This is a genomic window from Frigoribacterium sp. AC759, from assembly GCF_979256015.1.
In genome coordinates this window covers 41,790-61,880 of sequence record NZ_CEEDMT010000014.1, presented here as the reverse complement: position 1 = coordinate 61,880, position 20,091 = coordinate 41,790, and the positions used below count along the sequence as shown (strand labels likewise).

General features: G+C 73.2%; 16 protein-coding genes. 3 read left to right on the top strand and 13 right to left on the bottom strand.

The genetic code is table 11. The annotated features are described in order from the left end of the window. Nucleotides 1-104 precede the first annotated feature (104 nt). Nucleotides 105-686, top strand: coding sequence for a histidine phosphatase family protein (locus ACZ6JE_RS10935; protein ID WP_192058340.1), 582 nt, complete (start codon nt 105-107; stop codon nt 684-686). Nucleotides 687-829: 143 nt separating this feature from the next. On the opposite strand, the gene smc is transcribed toward ACZ6JE_RS10935, so the two are convergent. From smc to ACZ6JE_RS10880, 11 genes are all read right to left on the bottom strand, one after another. Beyond that, nucleotides 830-4,420, bottom strand: coding sequence for a chromosome segregation protein SMC (smc, locus tag ACZ6JE_RS10930; RefSeq protein ID WP_464318941.1), 3,591 nt, complete (start codon nt 4,418-4,420; stop codon nt 830-832). Between the two features lie 63 nt (nt 4,421-4,483). Then, a complete protein-coding gene (locus ACZ6JE_RS10925; RefSeq protein ID WP_464318940.1) occupies nt 4,484-5,473 on the bottom strand; it encodes a DNA-formamidopyrimidine glycosylase family protein in 990 nt (329 codons plus the stop codon). A gap of 3 nt (nt 5,474-5,476) precedes the next feature. Next, entirely contained in the window at nt 5,477-6,205 is a 729-nt protein-coding gene (rnc, locus tag ACZ6JE_RS10920; protein WP_192058346.1) for a ribonuclease III, read from the bottom strand. A gap of 40 nt (nt 6,206-6,245) precedes the next feature. Further along, nucleotides 6,246-6,449 (bottom strand): 50S ribosomal protein L32, encoded by a 204-nt coding sequence (gene rpmF, locus ACZ6JE_RS10915; protein WP_043593937.1) that lies wholly within the window; start codon nt 6,447-6,449, stop codon nt 6,246-6,248. A gap of 99 nt (nt 6,450-6,548) precedes the next feature. After that, the gene (locus tag ACZ6JE_RS10910) at nt 6,549-7,109 is read right to left on the bottom strand and encodes a YceD family protein (protein ID WP_308196261.1); all 561 of its coding nucleotides are present in this window, start codon (nt 7,107-7,109) and stop codon (nt 6,549-6,551) included. A gap of 11 nt (nt 7,110-7,120) precedes the next feature. Further along, a complete protein-coding gene (locus ACZ6JE_RS10905; protein WP_464318939.1) occupies nt 7,121-9,376 on the bottom strand; it encodes a transglutaminase TgpA family protein in 2,256 nt (751 codons plus the stop codon). Next, entirely contained in the window at nt 9,369-10,712 is a 1,344-nt protein-coding gene (locus ACZ6JE_RS10900; protein ID WP_464318938.1) for a DUF58 domain-containing protein, read from the bottom strand. The genes ACZ6JE_RS10905 and ACZ6JE_RS10900 overlap by 8 nt, the downstream gene beginning before the upstream one ends. A 2-nt stretch (nt 10,713-10,714) precedes the next feature. After that, nucleotides 10,715-11,728, bottom strand: a complete 1,014-nt coding sequence (locus ACZ6JE_RS10895) for an AAA family ATPase (RefSeq protein ID WP_374231426.1) — start codon at nt 11,726-11,728, stop codon at nt 10,715-10,717. 107 nt (nt 11,729-11,835) lie between these two features. Further along, nucleotides 11,836-12,318, bottom strand: coding sequence for a pantetheine-phosphate adenylyltransferase (gene coaD, locus ACZ6JE_RS10890; RefSeq protein WP_192058352.1), 483 nt, complete (start codon nt 12,316-12,318; stop codon nt 11,836-11,838). A gap of 73 nt (nt 12,319-12,391) precedes the next feature. Further along, entirely contained in the window at nt 12,392-14,647 is a 2,256-nt protein-coding gene (locus ACZ6JE_RS10885; protein WP_464318937.1) for an ATP-dependent DNA helicase RecG, read from the bottom strand. Between the two features lie 66 nt (nt 14,648-14,713). Then, nucleotides 14,714-16,420, bottom strand: coding sequence for an acyl-CoA dehydrogenase family protein (locus tag ACZ6JE_RS10880; RefSeq protein WP_464318936.1), 1,707 nt, complete (start codon nt 16,418-16,420; stop codon nt 14,714-14,716). 223 nt (nt 16,421-16,643) lie between these two features. Between ACZ6JE_RS10880 and rsmD the strand changes: the two genes are divergently transcribed. Next, nucleotides 16,644-17,219 (top strand): 16S rRNA (guanine(966)-N(2))-methyltransferase RsmD, encoded by a 576-nt coding sequence (rsmD, locus tag ACZ6JE_RS10875; RefSeq protein WP_243215515.1) that lies wholly within the window; start codon nt 16,644-16,646, stop codon nt 17,217-17,219. Nucleotides 17,220-17,252: 33 nt separating this feature from the next. On the opposite strand, the gene thiL is transcribed toward rsmD, so the two are convergent. Further along, entirely contained in the window at nt 17,253-18,272 is a 1,020-nt protein-coding gene (gene thiL, locus ACZ6JE_RS10870) for a thiamine-phosphate kinase (RefSeq protein WP_464318935.1), read from the bottom strand. Nucleotides 18,273-18,295: 23 nt separating this feature from the next. On the opposite strand from thiL, the gene ACZ6JE_RS10865 reads away from it, so the two are divergent. After that, nucleotides 18,296-18,823, top strand: coding sequence for a DUF3515 family protein (locus tag ACZ6JE_RS10865; protein ID WP_243215511.1), 528 nt, complete (start codon nt 18,296-18,298; stop codon nt 18,821-18,823). A gap of 73 nt (nt 18,824-18,896) precedes the next feature. On the opposite strand, the gene ACZ6JE_RS10860 is transcribed toward ACZ6JE_RS10865, so the two are convergent. After that, the gene (locus tag ACZ6JE_RS10860; RefSeq protein ID WP_243215510.1) at nt 18,897-20,030 is read right to left on the bottom strand and encodes a D-alanine--D-alanine ligase family protein; all 1,134 of its coding nucleotides are present in this window, start codon (nt 20,028-20,030) and stop codon (nt 18,897-18,899) included. Between the last annotated feature and the right edge of the window lie 61 nt (nt 20,031-20,091).

Here is a 20,091-nt window from a genome sequence, read left to right as displayed (position 1 = left end):
CCCCCCCCCCCCCCCCCCCCCCCCCCCCCCCCCCCCCCCCCCCCCCCCCCCCCCCCCCCCCCCCCCCCCCCCCCCCCACGGATCCACAGGAACGGAACTCCCCCATGCGCCTCGAACTCATCCGCCACGGTCAGACCGACTGGAACCTCAACGACAAGCTGCAGGGTTCGTCGGACATCCCGCTGAACGAGACCGGACGAGGGCAGGCGCACGAGGCGGCGCGGCTGCTCGCCGGCGTCGAGTGGAGCGCCATCGTGTCGTCGCCGCTCGGTCGTGCTCGAGAGACCGCCCGCATCATCGCCTCCGAGCTGGGCATCGAGCTCGGCGACGCGTACGACGAGCTGATCGAACGCGACTACGCGTCTCACGAGGGCCGCACCCCCGAGTCGCCCATCCCCGACGAGCCCAACGCCGACTACCCCGACATCGAGCCCCGCGAGTCGGTCGCCCGCCGCGGCATCGGCGCCCTCGAGACGATCCGCGACACGCGCCTCCCGCTCGACGGCGACGACGCCCACATCGTCGTCGTCTGCCACGGGACGATCATCCGCTTCGTGCTGTCCGAGATCCTCGGCCGCGAGGTCGGGCACATCGAGAACGCGGCCGCGAACACGGTCGAGTGGGATGGCACCGCCTGGCACGTGCTGAGCATCAACGGCGGGGTCGTCGACACCGACATCGACTGACGACGCCGAGTCGAGAGCACGAGCCGAGGAGGCGCGATCAGGTCGGTCGCGCCTCCTCGGCTCGTCGATGCGACCCGTCGGGGGCCGCCTGAGGCCCGGAGCGCCCCGGATGCGTCATGTCGATGCGGGCAGCCACCGGACCGTCACGAGCCGGCCGAGCGCTCCGCCACGACGCGCTGACCGACGACGGCGCTGACGCCGTCCTGCCGCATCGAGACGCCGTAGAGGGCGTCCGCGATCTCCATCGTGCGCTTCTGGTGCGTGATGACGATGAGCTGGCTGTTCTCGCGGAGGTCCTCGAAGATGGCGAGCAGACGGCCGAGGTTCGCGTCGTCGAGGGCCGCCTCGACCTCGTCCATGATGTAGAACGGGCTCGGTCGGGCCTTGAAGATGGCGATCAGCAGGGCGACCGCGGCCAGCGACCGCTCGCCGCCCGAGAGCAGCGACAGACGCTCGATCTTCTTGCCGGCGGGTCGCACCGTCACCTCGATGCCCGTCGCGAGGAGGTCGTCGGGGTCGGTGAGCTGCAGCGACCCCGTACCTCCCGGGAACAGGATGGGGAACACCCGGTCGAAGGCCGCCTGCGTGTCGGCGAAGGCGCTGCCGAAGATCGTCTGCATCGTCGAGTCGATGTCGTCGATGATCGTGAGCAGATCGGCGCGGGTGCGGGTGAGATCGGTCAGCTGCTCGGACAGGAACGCGTGCCGCTGCTCGAGCGCCGCGAACTCCTCGAGGGCCAGGGGGTTGACGCGACCGAGTCGGGCGAGCTTCTTCTCGGCCTTCGCCAGCCGCGCCTCCTGCTCGGCACGGTCGAACGGGCTGCCCTCGGACCCGGGCCCGTCGTCGACGCCGCCCTCCGAGGGCGCAGCGTCGCCGGGAGCCGCGTCGGCGGGCGCCTCGTCGGCGCGAGCCGCCTCGGCCGGCACGGGCACGTCGGGGCCGTACTCGGCGATCAGGACGTCCTCGACGAGGCCGAGCCCCGAGGCGGCCCGGTCGAGCAGCCCCGACAGGTGCAGGCGCTTCTCGTGCAGCTCCATCTCGAGGCCGTGCACGCTCTCGGTGACGGCGTCGAGCCGCTCTCGGACCGACCGGGCGTCGCGGCGCAGGGCGGCGAGCTCGTCATTGCGGCCGGCGCGGGCGCGTTCGGCCTCGGCCAGCTCGCGACGCGCCTCGTCGAGCGAGCGGGCCACGGCGTCTACGGTCGGCGGCAGCGCGGTGAGCACCGACGAGGTCGAGGCCATCTGACGCTGACGGATCACCGTGCGGCGCGCCTGCCGTTCGGCCGCCTCGCGCTGCTCGTCGAGCTGCCGCTGCAGCGTGACCGCGCGGGCGGCCTCGGCCCGCACGCGCTCGCGCACCGTCTCGAGCACGACGCGTCGTTCGAGCTCGGCGGCACGGGCGGCCTCGACCTCGTCGAGAAGACCCTGGCGGGCCGAGACGTCGAGCAGCGGTCGGGGCCTCGCGCGGTGCACCTCATCGGCGGCGGTGGCCTCGTCGACGACCACCGCGGCCTCGTCGGCGGACCTGCTCGCGACGACCAGGGCCGCGCGCAGGCGCTCGACCTCGGCCCCGGCGGCGTCGACCCGGGCACGCAGACGACCGAGACGCTGCTCGTGGTCGACGACCCGCGCCTCCTGCGCCTTCGCCTGCGCAGCCGACGCGGCCGCGAGGGCGCGCGCCTCGACGAGTCGGCGTCTCGCCTCGTCGTGCTCGGGCGCGAGGTCGGCGAGCGTCGCCTCGACGGCGGTGAGCCGCTCGGCCGCGGCGTCGCGCTCGGCGACCAGTTCGAGCCGGGAGCGCTCGGCGCCCGAACCGCCCCGCAGCACGTAGTCGGTGAGCACCTCGCCCGACCGCGTGATGACGGTCACCGGCACGGGGTGCGCGGCGAGGGCCGCTCGGGTCACCCGGGCGACGTCGAGGTCGTCGGCGACGACGGTGCTCGCCAGCAGACCGAGGACACCAGGAGGCGCGGTGACGACCGAGACGGCGCTCACGGCCCCCGGTGGCAGGTCCACCTCGAGCGTGGTCAGACGGCGTTCGGGCTCGGCGACGACGACCTCGACCCGGCCGAGCTCGTCGACGGTCGCGTGCTCGATGGCGTCGAAGGCCGACGCCGAGTCGTCGGCCAGGACGGAGTCGACCACGCTGCCGAGGGCCGCGGCGACGGCCGCCTCGAACCCGGGGCGCACCTGCACGTGATCGGCCACCCGGCCACGCACGCCCGGCCGCCCGGCCGCCAGGAGCGCGCTCGACCCGTCGGCGCGGTCGAGCGCCAACGACAGGGCTCCGCGGCGGGCGGCCAGGGCGTCGCGCTCCCGCTCGGCGGCGTGCAGGCGGTCGCGGAGCTCGTCGACGCGCTCGCCCAGGGCCGCCGCCTCGCTCTCGGCGGCCGCCTGGGCCGCGACGTGGTCGACCCCGTCGCCCTCGGGCGCCTCGTGGTCGAGGGTCTCCAGCTCGGCGTGCGCGGCGTCGCGGCGGGTCTCGGCGGACTGCAGGGCCGTCTCGTGCCGGAGGCGCTCCCCCCGCACCGCCGCGAGTCGCGACCGGGCCAGGTCGAGCGCCGAGCGGAGGCGCCCGGCCTCGAGATCGTGCTTCGAGACGAGAGCGCTCTGAGCGGAGATCTCGTCGTCGAGGGCGTCGAGCGCCCGGCGGGCGGAGGCCAGCCCGCCGCGGGCCTCCTCGACGGCCTCGGCGGCCGCCGCGACGTCGCCCTGCAGGCGCTCGGCCTCGTCTCGGGCGTCGGCGACCATGCCCGCCGACACCGTGGTCACGGCGACGGGCTGCTCGGCCTGCTGGGCGAGCAGCTGCAGGCGCTGGCGGGCGAGGCTCGACAGGCTGCGGAGGCGCTCGTGCACGGACTCGAGCTCGAACGCGACCCGTCGCGCCCGGTCGACGTCGTCGCCCGCCATCGACTGCTCGAGGCGCTGCTCGTCGGCGGCGATCTCGCCGAGACGGCCGGTGAGCAGCTCGCGCTCGGACCTCTGCTCGGCCTCGCTGCGCGACCTGTCGTCGAGGGACCGCTTCAGCCCGACGACCTCGTCGGCGAGGAGCCGCGCCCGGGCGTCGCGCACCACGGCGGCGATCGTCTGCGCCTCGCGGGCGATCTCGGCCTGGCGCCCGAGCGGCTTCAGCTGCCGCCTGATCTCGCCCGCCAGGTCGCTCAACCGCGTCAGGTTCGCCTGCATGGCGTCGAGCTTGCGGAGGGTCTTCTCCTTGCGGCGGCGGTGCTTCAGGATGCCCGCCGCCTCTTCGATGAAGCCGCGCCGCTCCTCCGGAGTCGCCCGCAGCACCGCGTCGAGCTGCCCCTGACCGACGATGACGTGCATCTCGCGCCCCAGACCGGAGTCGCTCAACAGCTCCTGCACGTCGAGCAGCCGACAGCCCTCGCCGTTGATCGCGTACTCGCTGCCGCCGTTGCGGAACAGCGTGCGACTGATCGTGACCTCGGTGTAGTCGATCGGCAGCGCGCCGTCGCTGTTGTCGATCGTCAGCACGACCTGCGCCCGGCCGAGGGGGCCCCGGGTCGACGTGCCCGCGAAGATGACGTCCTCCATCTTGCCGCCGCGGAGGTTCTTGACGCCCTGCTCGCCCATCACCCAGGCGAGAGCGTCGACGACGTTGCTCTTGCCCGATCCGTTCGGGCCGACCACGCAGGTGACCCCCGGCTCGAACGCGAACGTCGTGGGCGAGGCGAACGACTTGAAGCCCTTGAGGGTGAGGCTCTTCAGGTACATGCGCCGCGCCTCCTCGGGTCCTGTCTGCGGGGTGACCGTCGCTCAAGAATAGGTGCGGATGGGTCAGCGGACGCGCTGGCACCTCGGGCAGAAGTGCGACGAGCGGTTCATGAAGGCCTCGCGCACGATCTCGGCTCCGCACCGGGGGCACGGCCTGCCCTGCTGCCCGTACGCGTTGAGGCTGTGACTGAAGTAGCCGGACTGGCCGTTCACGTTGACGTACTGGGCGTCGAAGCTCGTGCCGCCCTCGCCGAGCGCCTTGAGCAGCACGACGCGGACCTCGGCGAGCAGCACCCGTGCGCGGGCCCGCGAGAACGACTCGGTGGGCTGATCGGGGTGCACCCGAGCCGCCCAGAGGCTCTCGTCGGCGTAGATGTTGCCGACGCCGCTGAGCAGCCCCTGATCGAGCAGCGCCCGCTTGACGCCGGTGCGCCGCGCGAGCAGCCGCGTCAGCACCCGGTTCTCGTCGAACGCCGGGTCGAGAGGGTCTCGGGCGATGTGCGAGACCTGCTGCGGCACCCGTCGGACCCAGGCTGCCGCGGTCTCGTCGGCTGCGGACTCGCCGTCGGAGGTGGCGCCGCCTGCGGAGGCCGGAGAGCCGAGGAGGCGCGCTCCGGAGAACCCCGCAGGTCGCCCGTCGAGGGTGGGCACCGTGTCGTCGAGAGCCATCGAGCCGAAGATGCGCTGGTCGACGAAGGCGAGCCGGACCGGCCCGTGCGCGGGGCTCTCGACGTCGAGCCGGATGCGCATCAGGCGGTCGGGCTCGGCGTCGCGACTGCGGAGCAGCACCTGACCGCTCATGCCGAGGTGGGCGACGAGGGCGAGGGGCTGCTCGTGCGGCGCCGCGGGCTCGAAGGGGAACCAGAGGAACTTGCCGCGACGGACCGCCGCGTCGATCGTGCCGCCCACGAGCCGGTCAACGAAGGCGTCGGACGGACCGCGATGACGCTTGAGCGACCGGTGGTCGAGCACGTCGACACCGGTCACGACGGCGCCCGCGACGACGGGCTGCAGCCCGGCGCGGACGACCTCGACCTCGGGGAGCTCGGGCACCGCTCAGAGACCGTCGACCGGTGTGCTGAGTCGCGTCCACGCCTCGAGGGCCGCGGACATCTCGGCCTGCTTCTTGCTGCTGCCGATGCCGGTCGCGACGTCGTCGCCGCCCAGGCGGACGCTGGCGTGGAACCTCTTGTCGTGATCCGGGCCGCTGTCGCTGACGTGATAGGTCGGCATGCCGCGCCCGAGCGAGGCCGCGAGCTCTTGCAGACTCGTCTTCGGATCCATCGCGGCGCCGAAGCGGTCGGGATCGTCGAGCAGGGGTGCGATCAAGCGGAGGACGAGAGCGGTCGCCGTGTCTCCGCCGGCGTCGAGATAGGTCGCGCCGATGATCGCCTCGACCGTGTCGGCGAGGATCGAGGGCTTGTCGCGCCCGCCGGTCAGCTCTTCGCCCCGACCGAGTCGGAGGTGGTCGCCGAGACCGATGACACGGGCGGCCTCGGCCAGCGCCACCGTGCTGACGAGACTGGCGCGTCGCTTGGCCAGGTCGCCCTCGTCGAGATCGGGGTTCGCCGTGAAGAGCATGACCGTGACGGCCTGCCCGAGGATGGAGTCACCGAGGAACTCGAGACGCTCGTTGTTGGCGATGCCGCCGTTCTCGTACGCGTACGAGCGGTGGGTCAGCGCGAGATCGAGCAGTTCGGGTCGGATGTCGATGTCGAGGCGTGACAGCAGATCAGCCCGGTCGGCGCGGAGGCGCGACTCGGGCTGATCAGAAGTCGACGTCATCTCGACACCGCCGAGGGAGACGTGATCACGACGGGAGTGCTCAGACGTCGGCGACCTTGCGGCCCTTGTACTCCATGTACAGGGCGGTGCCGGCGCTGTCCTCGACGACCTTCGCGCGGTGCGGGAGGCTGTAGGTGACCTTGCCGTTCTCGATGGTCTTGACGAGCTGGACCGGCGTCGCCTTCCACTGCGAGCGACGGGCGTGCGTGTTCGAGCGTGACTGCTTCCGCTTCGGAACGGCCATGAGCATCTCTTCTCTCTTGCGGCTCCCCCGCAGGGGGCCTGGTCTGACTGGTGGGTGACGCGGTGGTGTGATGCGGCCCGGGGAGGCCGCCGGCCACCCCTACCGACGCGAGTCGGTGTCGGGCGAGCCCTCGGCAGGTGCCGATTCAGCCTGGAACCCGGTGAGTGCCGACCAGCGGGGGTCGATGTCCTCTTCGGGCTGGTAGTCGTGGATGTCTTCGATCCGTTCACCCGTGGCGGGGTCGAGTCCAGGACAATCCGGCCGACAGACCGGCTGGAAGGGCAGTGACAGAACCACTGCGTCTCTGACCACAGGTTCAAGATCCACGTGGTCGTCGTGAACCTGATAGTCAAAAGCTTCGTCGACAGCGTACGCGAAAAGCTCGGCGAAATCGACTTCCACCGGCTCGGAGAGCGGTTTCAGGCATCGGCTGCACTCGCCGGTCGCCGTGCCCGACACGTGCGTCGAGACCAGGATGCCGTCGTGCAGACCCTCGAGCCGCACGTCGAGGCGGAGCGGATCGCCCGCCGCGACCGAGATCTGGCCCTCGCCGAGCCGCTCGGGGACCACGACGTCGAGCGTGCGCTCGCGCATCTCGCCCGGGCGGTGCATGAGGTCGTACACCGGGAGCGTGTAGGGGGTCAGGTTGAAATGAGGCACGGGAGACGAGTTTACGCCGTCGACCCGGTCTTCGCAGGGGAGGTCGCGAACAGCGATCGCGGAGCGAACCGCGCGGCGAGGCGGTCACGCGCACTCGACGCCGAACGGAGGCCGTCGACCACGAGCCGGGCGTCCGCCCTCGTGCCGTCGGGGGCGGCGACCCCGCCGTACCGCTCGCTCTGCAGGGCGGCGACCAGGCGGTCGAGGGCGACCCGCGCCTCCTCGGTCTCCGGTCGTGACGAGAGTCTCGTGCGGAGGAGCGCCGCGGCCGCGGTCGGCGTCGCCCCCGATGGGACGTGCAGCCCCAGATCGGCGGCCGTGTCGACGACCTCGTGCCAGACGGCGAGCGCGACGTCGGGCGGCGGGGTGACCCATCGACGTCGGCGGCGCCCGGCACGGAGCGCCGAGGGCACGATCAGCACGACCGCGAGCAGCACGAGGGCGATCAGACCGGCCGAGCCGAGGCCGGGGCCGCCCGTGCCCGAGGCGGAGCCCGCGGCGGTCGGATCGGACGCGTCGGCGGACGGCGTCGCGGAGGGGGTCTGGGCCGGCGCGTCGTCGGCGGAGGGCGTGGGCGTCGCGGCGTCGTCGGCCGTCGGCGCGGCGCTCGGCTCGACACCCGTGGGCTGGAGGTACGCCTGCGGGCTGCCCAGGCCGACGGTCGGCTCGAAGGGCACCCAGCCGAGCCCCTCGAAGTACAGCTCGGGCCAGGTGTGCAGGTCGTCGCTGCTCACGCGACGCTCGGCCTCAGCCCCGAAGCCCGTGGACTCGCCGGGCAGGAACCCGACCGCGACCCTCGAGGGGATGCCGAGCGTCCGCGCCATGACGGCCATCGACGAGGCGAAGTGCACGCAGTATCCGCTGCGGACCTCGAGGAAGGTCTGCACGGCCTCGAGACCGCTGCCGTCGTAGCCCTGATCGACGGGGGTCTCCTCGGAGTAGGTGAAGTCGCCGTCTCGGAAGAAGTCCTGGAGGGCCACGGCGGCGTCGAAGTCGTTGGGGGCGTCGGCCGTCACCTCGGAGGCCAGCGCGATCACGCTCTGGGGCACCCCGTCGATCGAGAGGTAGTCGGCCATCGCGGTGTCGTCGCCGGCCGACGACGCGACGACCTGGTCGCGGGTGGGGTCGACCGGAGCGCTCTCGACCGTGTAGTCGAGGCCCTGCGTGCCGGTCGTCGTGCTGCGGACGGTCACCCCCGACTCGTCCACGACCTCCCACTCGTCGCCGAGGCCCTCGATGCGGGTGGCCGGCACCGGCACCGGCAGGTAGGGGCTGCGGAGAGCGCCGACGTCGATCTCGGTGGTCACGGCCCGGCGGTCGGTGGCCTCGGCGACGCCGGGAGCGGCCGGGAGCCGGTCGAGGGTCGCCTCCGGGTCGGACTCGCCCTCGGCGGGACTCCACGAGCGACCCGAGAAGTCGACGAGGTCGACGAGCTTCAGGTACTCGCCGTCGGCGTCGGAGGACCGGTAGGTCAGCACCGTGACCGGGGCGCCACGACGCAGGTCGTCGCCGAGGTCGATGATCGGATTGACGCCGGTGGCCAGCCCGAGACCGGAGCCGCCCGTGCCGGCGAGGGGCGCGAGGCCGCCGAGGGGCACGGTGGCCGTCAGCAGGCCGGCGACGCCGAGCGCGGCCAGACCCCCGACGAGACCGCCGCGCGTGGGGTGCCTGCCGGTGGCCAGCGCCAGGAGCACGAGGAAGAGCAGCACGGTCGCCACGACGAACGGCCAGCTCGTCTCGACCCCTGGCACGAACGCCGGCACGGCGAGGACGACGACCGGCACCACCCCCGTGAACGCGGGCAGCTGCCCGACGGACGAGACGAGGTCGATCAGCACGGCCGCCGCCAGGACCGACACGAGCACCGTCGCGAGCACGCCGTCGGTGACGTCGAGGGGCGCCGCCTCGCCGACGATGGCCGCCTCGGCCTGATCGGCGAGGTCGCGCATCCGCTGGAGCGTCGCCGACGTGGGGATGACGCCGAGGACGGCCGTGCCGCCCGAGACGAAGGCGCAGGTCACGGCCGAGCCCGCGACGGCGCCCACGATCCAGCCGACCCAGGCCGGCGCCCGGAGGCCCCGGACGGCCAGCGAGACGCCGAGCACCACGGCGGAGACGAATGCGGCGGCGAACCACCAGCCCGTCCCGACGAACAGCGGATGGAGGCTCGCCAGCGACGCGACGAACACGAGCCAGGCGAAGAGGGTGGGCAGCCACGAGGCGGCGGCGACGCGCACCACCGGGCGCCGGAGCGGGGCGTCAGTCATCGAGCGGCCTCGCCTGGAGCACGACGTCGGCGACCGGATCGCCGGACGAGACCTCCACCACGCGCCAGCCGGCGTCGCGGAGGGCGGCCGCCACCCGATCGGGGCCGAGGGTCTCCGCACCGGTGACGCCGCCCCGCGATGCGGTCGTCTCGCTGAAGCCGAGGGGCGGCGAGACGACGAGTGCGACGGCGGACGAGCCGACGCCCCGCGAGCGCCCGAGCGACTCGAGCTCTCGCGGCCGGAGACCCGACACGACGGCGACGACGGGCTCACGCGGCGCGGCGGGCGCGGCCGAGCGGTGACCGGCGTCGCCCAGCCGGAGGTCGGCGAGCGACTCGAGGTACGCGGCGGTCGAGTCGGGGTCGTTGCGGGCGACGACGTCGCCCTCGGGAGTCGTCGCCTGGGCCACGGAGCCGCTGCGCCCGAACTCGACACCCAGGGTCGCGACGACCGAGACGGCCCACTCGAAGGCGTCGCTGACGGGCGAACCGTCGGAGCCCGTCCGGGCGTCGGACCAGCCGTCGACCCCCGTCGAGAGCACGAGGCGGGCGCTCGGCAGGCCGTGCTGCTCCTCCTGCCGCACCATGAGCTCGTCATGACGGGCCGAGGCCTTCCAGTGGACGCGCCGCATGGGATCTCCGCGTCGGTACTCGCGGGTGACGGGGTCGTCGTCTCCACCGGCCAGGCTGTGCTCCCGCTGACGGCGGGCGCCGTCCCCGAGGGCGCGGGACTCGGCACCGAGCCCCAGGTCGTGGACCTCGGGCACGACGAGCAGCTCGGTACTGCCGGGGGCGACGACCCGACGCCGGGCGACGCCGAACGACTCGATCAGATCGACATGCAGAGGCCCGACGCGGTGTCGCCCGCGCGGCAGGCCCTCGTGACGGAACACGGCCGAGGAGGCGCGGCCCGGCACGAGCGTGACCCCCACCGCCTCGGATGCCCTGGTGCGGCGCCAGCCGACGTCGTCGCGGATGCCGATGCGGCCCGCCGCGCCGCCGGGGGCGGTCAGGGTCACGGTCTCGTCGACGGACCAGCCGGCCATGCCGCGATCGGGCGAGAAGCGCCGGGCGACCGTGATCAGGGGGCGTCGGAACAGCAGCGAGACGAGCACGGCCACCACCAGGACGACCAGGGTCGTGCCGGCGAAGACGAGCGCCGGAGACGGGACGACGGCTCCCGTCGCGACGAGGGCGACGCCGACGCCGACGACCGCGCCGCCGCGCAGGGTCGGCCGGGGCGCTCCCCCGCGGGTGATGCCCGTCTGCGCACGCACGCCCGGCCGCGCCGGCACATCGCCGTGCGGCGTCGGCGGCGCCGCGACCCGATCGGTCACGGTCAGCGCGCGTCGCCGAGGGGGACGGGAGTCGCCGCGACGACGTCCGCCACGACGTCGTAGGCGGCCGAGACCGCCCCGGCACCGGCTCGCCCGGCGAGGATGATGCGGTGACCGAGCACCGGCCCGCTCATGGCGTCGATGTCGTCGGGCACGACGAACTCGCGACCGTTGAGCGCCGCCCACGACTTCGACGCGCGCATCAGCTGCAGGGTGGCCCGCGGGCTCGCGCCGAGTCGGACGTCGGGGTGCACGCGCGTGGCCTGGACGACGGCGACGGCGTAGCGCTCGACGGCCTCGGCCGTGTAGACGGCGCGGACGGCGGCGATCATGCGGCGGAGGTCGGTCAGCGACACGAGGGGCTTCAGGACGTCGAGCGGGCTGACCCGTTCACGCTGCTGCACCATGCGGAGCTCGCTCTCGGCGTCGGGGTAGCCGAGCGAGATGCGCGCCATGAACCGGTCGCGCTGCGCCTCGGGAAGCGAGTACGTGCCCTCCATCTCGACCGGGTTCTGCGTCGCGACGACGAGGAACGGATCGGGCAGGGGGTGCGTGATGCCGTCGACCGTCACCTGGCGCTCCTCGAGGCTCTCGAGCAGGGCGGACTGCGTCTTCGGGGACGCGCGGTTGATCTCGTCGCCGATGACGACGTTGGCGAAGACCGGGCCGGGCTTGAACTCGAACCCCCCGGAGGGCCGGTCGAAGACCGAGACGCCGGTGATGTCGCTGGGCAGCAGGTCGGGGGTGAACTGGATGCGCGTGACGGTGGCGTCGACGGCCTTGGCGAGCGCGCGCGCCAACTGGGTCTTGCCGACCCCCGGGACGTCCTCGATCAGGAGGTGCCCCTCGGCGAGCAGCACGGTCAGGGCCGTGCCGATGGCGCCGTCCTTGCCGTCGATGACGGTGCCGATGGCCTCGAGGATCCCCCGAGCGCGTCGCTGCACCTCGGCCAGCGGCATGAGGCCCTCGTCGGCGGAGGCGCTCGGCCGGTCGGCGGGACGGCTGGTCGTTGTCATCGGATCGCTTTCTGAGGAGTGATCGAGCGGTTCGGCGGGAAGAGCGTCACACGGTGTTCGGAACGGACCCCCTCGAGGAGGCGGTCGTCGCGATCACCCGGTGCGTCTCAGGTGGTCTCGAGGTACTCCGCGACGACCCTCGGCACGTACGGCGACACGTCGCCGCCGAGCCCCGCGACCTGCCGGACGAGCGAGCTCGAGACGTGCGCGTGGGCGGGGTCGGGCAGGAGGAAGACGGTCTCGACGCCGGCGAGGCTGCGGTTCATGATCGCCATCGGCGTCTCGTAGGCGACGTCGACCTGCGAGCGGATGCCCTTCACCAGCACGCTGGCGCCGACGTCGGTGCAGTAGTCGACGAGCAGACCCATGCTCCAGCTGTGCACGCTGACGGTCTCGGGCAGCCCGGCCTCACGCAGAGCGGCGGTGAGCAGCGAGACCCGCTGGGTGAGCGGGAGCAGAGCCGACTTGTCGGGGTTGTGCACCACGAGCACGTGCACCTGATCGAAGATGTTGGCGGCCCTGGCGATCACGTCGATGTGGCCGAGGGTGACGGGGTCGAACGACCCGGGGACGACGGCGATCCTGCTCATGCGGACACAGTAGCGGCCCGGCCCGGGAGGTTGGCCGAGCATCCACCGGACGTCGGGAGCGCAGGCGGAGACGTCAGTTCTTGCCCATCGCCTCGCGTCCGCGATCGTCGAGCCGTCTCGCGATGGCCGCGGCCAGGGCGGGGTGGTCGGCCAGGCGCGGGTCGTCGTCGAGCACCTCGGCCGCGTGCTCTCGCGCGAGGCCGATCAGGTCGCCGTCGCGGGCGACCCTCAGCAGTCGGAGCGACGACCGGCCGCCGGACTGCAGGTTGCCGAGCACGTCGCCCTCGCGGCGCAGGTCGAGGTCGACCTGGGCTAGCTCGAAGCCGTCGAGGGTCGACGCCACGGCGTCGACCCTCTCGCGGGCGACGGAGTCGGCCGGCGCGGACGTCACGAGCAGGCACAGACCCGCGTGACCGCCTCGACCGACGCGCCCCCGCAGCTGGTGCAGCTGCGAGACGCCGAACCGGTCGGCGTCGAGAACGACCATGGTCGAGGCGTTGGGCACGTCGACACCGACCTCGATCACCGTCGTCGCGATGATCATGTCGATGTCGCCGGCGGCGAACCGGCGCATGACGTCGTCCTTCTCGTCGGACGACATGCGACCGTGCAGCGGCTCGATGACGAGACCGTCGAGCACCGGCAGCGAGGCCGTCAGAGCGACGATGCCCTCGACGCTCGCCCGGGGCGGGGGCGCAGGCGGCTGGTCGCCCCCGTTCTGCCCGTCGGCGCCCGCCGATCGAGCGCCGCCGCCGGGCTCGGAGTCGCCGTCCGGCCCCGCCTCACCGCCCTGCCCCGTGTCGTCGCCGGGCTCCGTCGTGACGGCGTCGATCGCGGGGCAGACCACGAAGACCTGGCGCCCCGCCGCGATCTCCTCCGCGGAGCGCTGCCAGACGCGGTCGACCCAGCCCGGGTGCTCGGCGAGCGGGACGACGAACGACTCGATCGGCTGACGCCCCTTCGGCAGCTCGGCGATGGTCGAGATGTCGAGGTCGCCGAACACCGTCATCGCGACGGTGCGGGGAATGGGCGTCGCCGTCAGCACCAGCACGTGCGGCGGGGTGGCGCCCTTCTTGCGGAGCGCCTCCCGCTGATCGACGCCGAAGCGGTGCTGCTCGTCGACGACGACGAGCCCGAGGTCGAAGAACCCGACCGTCTCGCTGATCAACGCGTGCGTGCCGACGACGATGTGCGCCTGACCGCTGACGATCGAGAGGAGCGCCTTCTTGCGCTGGGCCGTGGTCATCTGCCCCGTGAGCAGGGTCGGTCGCAGTCGGGCGGCCAGGTCGGGGCCGAGGGTCGCCGTGATCGAGCGGAGGTGCTGGGCGGCCAGCACCTCGGTCGGGGCAAGCAGGGCCGACTGCCCCCCGGACTCGGCCACCGCGAGCATCGCCCGCAGCGCGACGAGCGTCTTGCCCGAGCCGACCTCGCCCTGGACGAGCCGGTTCATGGGGACCTCGGCCTCGAGGTCGCGGGTGATCTCGTCGCCGACGAGACGCTGATCGCCCGTGCGCTCGAAGGGCAGGGCCGCGTCTAACAGGTCGAGCACGCCCCCCGCGACGGCACGACGGGGTGTCGCCGCCGACCGGCGGACGAGGGCGCGCTGCTGCAGCAGGGCGCTCTGCAGCACGAACGCCTCGTCGAAGCGCAGGCTGTCGCGGGCCGTGAGGTGGTCGCGGTCGGTCTCGGGTCGATGGATGCGCTCGTACGCCTCGGCCAGGGACATCAGATCGAGCTCGGCACGGACCGCGGCCGGCACGGCGTCGTCGATCGGCGGCAGCGAGTCGAGCAGCACCTCGACCGACTTCTGCACCTGCCACGACGCCACGGAGGCGCTCGCGGGGTAGATCGGGATCGGCTGCTTCGCCCACTTCTGCGCCTCGGCGTCGCCCACACCCGCGACCGCCTCGTGCGAGGCGTCGAAGAGCTCGTAGTCGGGGTGCGCCAGCTGCCGCAGCCCGCGGTAGTCGCCCACCTTCCCGGCGAAGATGCCCCGGGCGCCCGGCACGAGGTCTTTCGCGCGCCACGCCTGATTGAAGAAGGTGAGGGTCAGGATGGCCTGGCCGTCGCCGATGCGGACCTCGAGGATCGACCCACGGCGAGCGCGCATCGTGCGCTCGCGCACGTCGAGCACCTGGGCCACGATCGTGACCGACTCGCCGAGCGGCAGCTGATCGAGCGCCGTCAGCTCGCCCCGGCGGGCGTACCGCCTCGGGAAGTGCGTCAGCAGATCGCCGACGGTGCGGAGGCCGAAGGCCTTCTGAAGGGCCGTGGCCGTGCGGCCGCCCAGGGCACCGGCGAGGGAGGCGTCGAGGGGTGAGTCGGGCACGACACCACGCTACTGCCCGCCTCCGACACCGGTGCCCGGGCTCACGCGCGCCGCGGGCGGGCGGCCTCAGAGGGCGAAGTCGTACCCGCCGGAGGCGCGGGTCGACGCCGCGAGCTCGGTCGCGTGCCGGTCGTCGTTCACCTCGAGGGCCCGCAGCTGCCGTGACACCCCGCGTGCCGACTGCTTGCAGAACCCGACGGCGAGGCGACGTTCGGCGTCGGAGTCGACCCGCGCCTCCTGCAGGGCCGTCGACGCCCGCGACAGCACGGCCGTCTGCGCGTAGATGCCGCTCGCGGCGTCGGCGAGGCGCTTCTGCACGAGCTGTCTCTCCTGCACCTTCCTGCCGTGCTTGCGGAGCGCCCCCTCGGTGCGCTCGCGCAGCCGCGACACCTGGTCGCCGAGCTCCGCGGCCTGCTTGGCGAGCTCGGGGTGCACTCCGACCGGGCGATCGGGTCGGAGCCGACGCTGCACGCGACCCGCGACGTACGGCGCCAGCACGCCCAGGGCGCGACCGGGGGCGCCGATGCTGAGCGACGCGACGTCGGGCAGCTCCTCGCTGAGCGTCTTGAGGCCGTTCAGGGCGACGAAGGCGCGCAGGACGTCGTTGGCCCCCTCGAAGATCGGGAAGATGCGGAAGTCGCGCAGCGCCTTCGACAGCGGGTGCCCCTCCATGTACGCCTCCCCACCGTGCAGCTGCACGGCCCGGTTGAGCGCGTACCAGCCGGTGTCGCTCGCGGCGACCTTCGTCATCGCCGACTCGAGCGCGAAGTCGGTGTCGCCGCGGTCGACGAGACCGGTGGTCAGATACGACATCGACTCGATGCCGTAGATCTGCTGCGTCATCCAGGCGAGCTTGTCGCCGACCATCTCGAAGTCCGCGAGCGGTCTGCCGAACTGGTGACGCGCCTCCGTGTGCTCGAGACTCAGCTGGAGGAACCTCTTCATGCCGCCCGCGATCGCCGTGCCCATCGACATGCGACCGTTGTTGAGCGTGTTCACCGCGATGCGGAAGCCGTCGCCGGGTTCGCCGAGCAGATTCTCGGCGGGCACCCGGACGTCCTTGAAGCGCACCCGCTGCAGGTGGTTGGCCTTCAGGCCGTGCGTCTCGAACCGCGGGCCGGTGCTCAGCCCGTCCATGCCCTTCTCGACGATCAGCGCGACGTGCCCGAGGTCGCTCTGCGCGAAGACCGTCAGGACGTCCTTGTCGCCGTTGCCGATCCAGCGCTTCTCGCCGTTCAGCAGCCAGCTGCCGTCGCTCTGCCGCTCGGCCCGGGTCTCGAGCGCGTAGGCGTCGCTGCCCACGTTGGGCTCGGTGAGCACGAAGGCCGCGAGCTTCCGGCCGCTCGCCAGGTCGGGCAGCCAGCGGGCCTTCTGATCGTCGGTGCCGTAGAGGTGCAGCGGCTTGGTGCCGATCGACTGGTGCACGCCCATGACGGTGGCGAGGGTGCCGTCGACCCGGCCGAACTCCTCGTAGACGCGGCAGTAGGCGCTCTGACCGAGACCGAGACCGCCGTACTCCTCCGACACGAAGAGCCCCATCAGACCGCGCTCGCCCAGCTCGCGGACCAGGTCGTCGCCGATCCAGCCCTCGCGCTCGGCCTTCAGCGGGTCGTAGCCGGCCAGCACCTCGCGCGCCGACGCCGACACCGTCTCGACCCGCGCCTTCTCGGCCGCCGACATGTGCGGGAACGGCAGCACCAGCTCGGAGGCGATCCGCCCCGCGAACAGGGACTTGGTGAACGAGGGCCGGACAGTACGATCAACGCTGGTCATGCTGCGAGATGCTTCCGAAAGCGCGACGCCCTGCCAAGTCCGTTGTGCCTCATCGACGAAGCACGACCGGGCCGGGCGCGGACGCGTTGTCGGGATGCTCGAAGCGGCGCCGCCCCCGGAGACCGGGAGGCGGGACCGACGCAGACCCGGAGGCGGACCGACGCAGACCCGGAGGCGGGCCGACGAGACGGGCGGGCCACCGCGACCTGGCATGGTTGACCTCATGTCCCGCATCATCTCCGGCTTCGCCGACAACCTGACGCTCGTCGTCCCCAAGGTCGGCACCCGGCCGACCAGCGACCGAGTCCGTGAGGCGCTCTTCTCGTCGCTCGACGCCCGCGACGAGATCCGCGGTCGACGCGTTCTCGACCTCTACGCGGGCACCGGGGGCCTCGGCCTCGAGGCGGCATCGCGCGGCGCGGCCTCGGTCACCATGGTCGAGAAGGCCCCGGCGGCGGCGAAGGTGCTGCGGCGGAACGCCGACGCCGTGCTGGCACGGGCCCCCAAGCCCCCGCGCGGCGCACCCCCGCGCGTCGACATCGTGGCGCAGACCGTGCGGTCGTACCTCACGGGCTCGGGCGCGCTCGTCGACCTGGTCTTCTTCGACCCGCCCTACGAGCTGTCGAAGGACGAGCTCGCGGCCGACCTCGCAGCGCTGCTGCCCCTGCTCGACGCCCAGGCGCTGGTCGTCGTCGAACGCGCCAGCCGCGACGGCGAGCCGAGCTGGCCCGCGGGGCTCACCCTCGACGTGAAGAAGCAGTACGGCGACACGACGGTCTGGTTCGCCCTCCGCGATTGAACCGCCGTCAGTCCCCGCTCGCGCGACCCGTCGTCAGCCCCGTTCGCCCGACCACAGGCGATACGGGTCCCAGCCGCCTTCCGGGCCGGCGTCGCCGCCGTCGACGACGACCCGCGGCTCACCGGACCCGACGGCGCGCATGACGCCGATCGCCCGGAACCCGCCCGGCAGCGCCGCACCCGGCGGGAACGTCGCGAGCAGCGAATGGTCCTCTCCCCCGGCGAGGGCCGCCGCGGGATCGCCGCCCAGCGCCGACGAGTCGAGGTCGACCACCAGACCGCTCGCCCGCGCGACCCGACCCGCGTCGAGGGCCAGACCGTCCGAGAGGTCGAGCATCGCCGTCGCACCGGCCCGGGCCGCGATCGGCCCGTCGACGATCGGCGGCGTGGGGGCGAGCTGCCAGCCCACGTCGGGGTCGCGCTCGCGCAGAGCCGTCGCGGCGGCGCGATCGGGGACCCCGTCGTGGTCGACGCCGAGACGGAAGAGCAGCTCGAGCCCACGGGCCGACCGGCCGAGCGCGCCCGACACGGCGACGACGTCCCCCTCGCGGGCGCCGTCGCGGGTGACCGGCGGCCGCCCCTCGAGATCGCCGAAGGCCGTGACGGCGATCGTCATCGTCGCCGAGACCGACAGATCGCCGCCGACGACGCCGCAGCCCGGGGCCATCACGGCGCAGGCGTCGCGCAGTGCGTCGGCGAGGGCCTCCAGATCGGACACCGGGGTGTCGCCCGGCACCGCGAGGGCCACCACGAGAGCGGTCGGGACCGCCCCCATCGCGGCCACGTCGGCCAGGTTCGAGGCGGCGGCCTTCCAGCCGAGGTCGTACGGGGTCGACCAGGCGAGACGGAAGTCGGGGCCGTGCACCATCAGATCGGTCGTCACCACGAAGCGCCCGTCGGGTGCCGAGACCACCGCCGCGTCGTCGCCCGGCCCCAGATCGGTGCGGGCCCCGCGGGGCAGTCGGGGCAGGATGCGCGCGAGGGTGGCGAGCTCGCCCACCCCCTGCACCGTGGCGAGTGGTTCGACGTCGACCGACGTGGCGGGGCGTTCCATGTGACGACGGTAGCCTGGTTGCCGTGCCCAGCCCGACCAGGCGACCTCGTCGCCGCCTCCTCCGTCTGCTCGCCGCCGGCGCCGTGATCGCCCCGGCGCTCGCCGGCTGCACGGCCGCCGTGCCGATGACGGCGGCGGCCGATGCGAACGACGCGGCCTGCGCGCAGGTGACCGTGCACCTCCCCGAGACGGTCGGCCCCGACAACTCCCCCTTCGAGCGCCGCGAGACGGATGCGCAGGCCACCGGCGCCTGGGGCACGCCGACGCAGGTCCTCCTGCGCTGCGGCGTCGAGGCACCCGCCGTCTCCGATCTGCCCTGCTACCCCGTCAGCGGCGTCGACTGGCTCGCCGATCAAGACGCCGACGACCCCGACACCTTCGTCTTCACGACCTACGGTCGCACTCCGGCCGTCCAGGTGATCGTCTCCGCCGAGGCGGGCAGCACCGCGCTCTTCGACCTGGCCGACGCGGTCGGCTACCTGCCGAACGACGGTCGCGGCTGCGTCGGCGTCGACGACCTGCCCGGCACCGAGGCGACCCCGTCCTCCTGAGCCGACCCGCGCCTCCTCGGCTGTCCCTCCCCCGAGGAGGCGCGGGTCGACTCCGCCATAAGGCCCCGGCCGGTCAGCGCTCGGTCTGCAGCCCGAGCTCGATCAGCTCGGTGATGAGCTCGGGGTAGCTGAGTCCGCTGGCCAGCCAGCAGGCCGGGAACATCGAGATCGGCGTGAAGCCGGGCATGGTGTTGATCTCGTTGATCACCCAGCCGGTGTCGGTGAGGAAGAAGTCGACCCGCGACAGCCCGGTGCCGTCGACGGACTCGAACGCGAGCGCGGCGAGTCGCTGCATCTCGGCCAGCTGGTCGTCCGTGAGGTCGGCCGGGCAGACGAGATCGGCACCGGGCGCACCCAGGTACTTCGACTCGAAGTCGTAGAAGGTGTCGCTGCCGAGCACGATCTCACCGCCGACGGAGGTGCGGGGCGACCCGCCGTCGCGCCCGCCGAGCACGGCGCATTCGATCTCACGCCCCGAGACGGCGGCCTCGACGAGCACCTTGCCGTCTTCGGCGAGCCCGATCTCCATCGCGGCCGCGAACTCCGCCTCGGAGTCGACCCGCGAGACGCCGACGCTCGACCCCGCGCGGGCCGGCTTGACGAAGACGGGGAACCCCAGGGGCGCGACGTCGGCGATCACCTGGTCGGGGTCGCTCAGCCAGGTGCGACGGCGGACGGTCCGCCACGGGGCCACCGCGATGCCGGCCTCTTGCAGCACGGTCTTCGTGAAGTGCTTGTCCATCCCGACGGACGACGCCAGCAGACCCGCCCCGACGTACGGGAGGCCGACGAGTTCGAGGAGCCCCTGGACGGTGCCGTCTTCTCCGAAGCGACCGTGCAGGATGGGGAAGACGACGTCGACGGCCCCGAGCAGGCGGACCGAGCCGTCCGGCTCGACGACCGAGAGCTCGCGAGTCGCGGCGGACTCGGGCCAGTGCACCCTCGTGCCGTTGTCGACGACGGCGGGCAGCGTCTCGCCGGTCAGCGAGAAGCTCGACGCGTCGTCCGCCTGAAGGGTGAAGGCGCCGTCGCGGGTGATGCCGACCGGGATGACGTCGTAGCGACTGCGGTCGATGGCCGAGAGGACTCCCCCGGCGGTGGCGCAGCTGATCGCGTGCTCGCTCGACCGGCCGCCGAACAGCACGACGACCGTCTGCTTGGCGCCCGCGAGGGGGGTGGGAGCGGGGCTGGCCTGATCGATGCTCATCGGGGTCACTCTCGGGGTGGTCGGCGGGCAGGCGACTCGGGGCGGCGTCGCACCGGCGCGC

Excerpts from the sequence above, each read along its gene's own strand:
- ACZ6JE_RS10860 (WP_243215510.1), bottom strand. The coding sequence starts at position 20,030 with ATGAGCATCGATCAGGCCAGCCCCGCTCCCACCCCCCTCGCGGGCGCC.
- rpmF (WP_043593937.1), bottom strand. The coding sequence starts at position 6,449 with ATGGCCGTTCCGAAGCGGAAGCAGTCACGCTCGAACACGCACGCCCGT.
- thiL (WP_464318935.1), bottom strand. The coding sequence starts at position 18,272 with ATGGAACGCCCCGCCACGTCGGTCGACGTCGAACCACTCGCCACGGTG.
- ACZ6JE_RS10895 (WP_374231426.1), bottom strand. The coding sequence starts at position 11,728 with ATGACAACGACCAGCCGTCCCGCCGACCGGCCGAGCGCCTCCGCCGAC.
- ACZ6JE_RS10935 (WP_192058340.1), top strand. The coding sequence starts at position 105 with ATGCGCCTCGAACTCATCCGCCACGGTCAGACCGACTGGAACCTCAAC.
- rsmD (WP_243215515.1), top strand. The coding sequence starts at position 16,644 with ATGTCCCGCATCATCTCCGGCTTCGCCGACAACCTGACGCTCGTCGTC.
- rnc (WP_192058346.1), bottom strand. The coding sequence starts at position 6,205 with ATGACGTCGACTTCTGATCAGCCCGAGTCGCGCCTCCGCGCCGACCGG.
- ACZ6JE_RS10905 (WP_464318939.1), bottom strand. The coding sequence starts at position 9,376 with ATGACTGACGCCCCGCTCCGGCGCCCGGTGGTGCGCGTCGCCGCCGCC.
- smc (WP_464318941.1), bottom strand. The coding sequence starts at position 4,420 with ATGTACCTGAAGAGCCTCACCCTCAAGGGCTTCAAGTCGTTCGCCTCG.
- ACZ6JE_RS10880 (WP_464318936.1), bottom strand. The coding sequence starts at position 16,420 with ATGACCAGCGTTGATCGTACTGTCCGGCCCTCGTTCACCAAGTCCCTG.
- coaD (WP_192058352.1), bottom strand. The coding sequence starts at position 12,318 with ATGAGCAGGATCGCCGTCGTCCCCGGGTCGTTCGACCCCGTCACCCTC.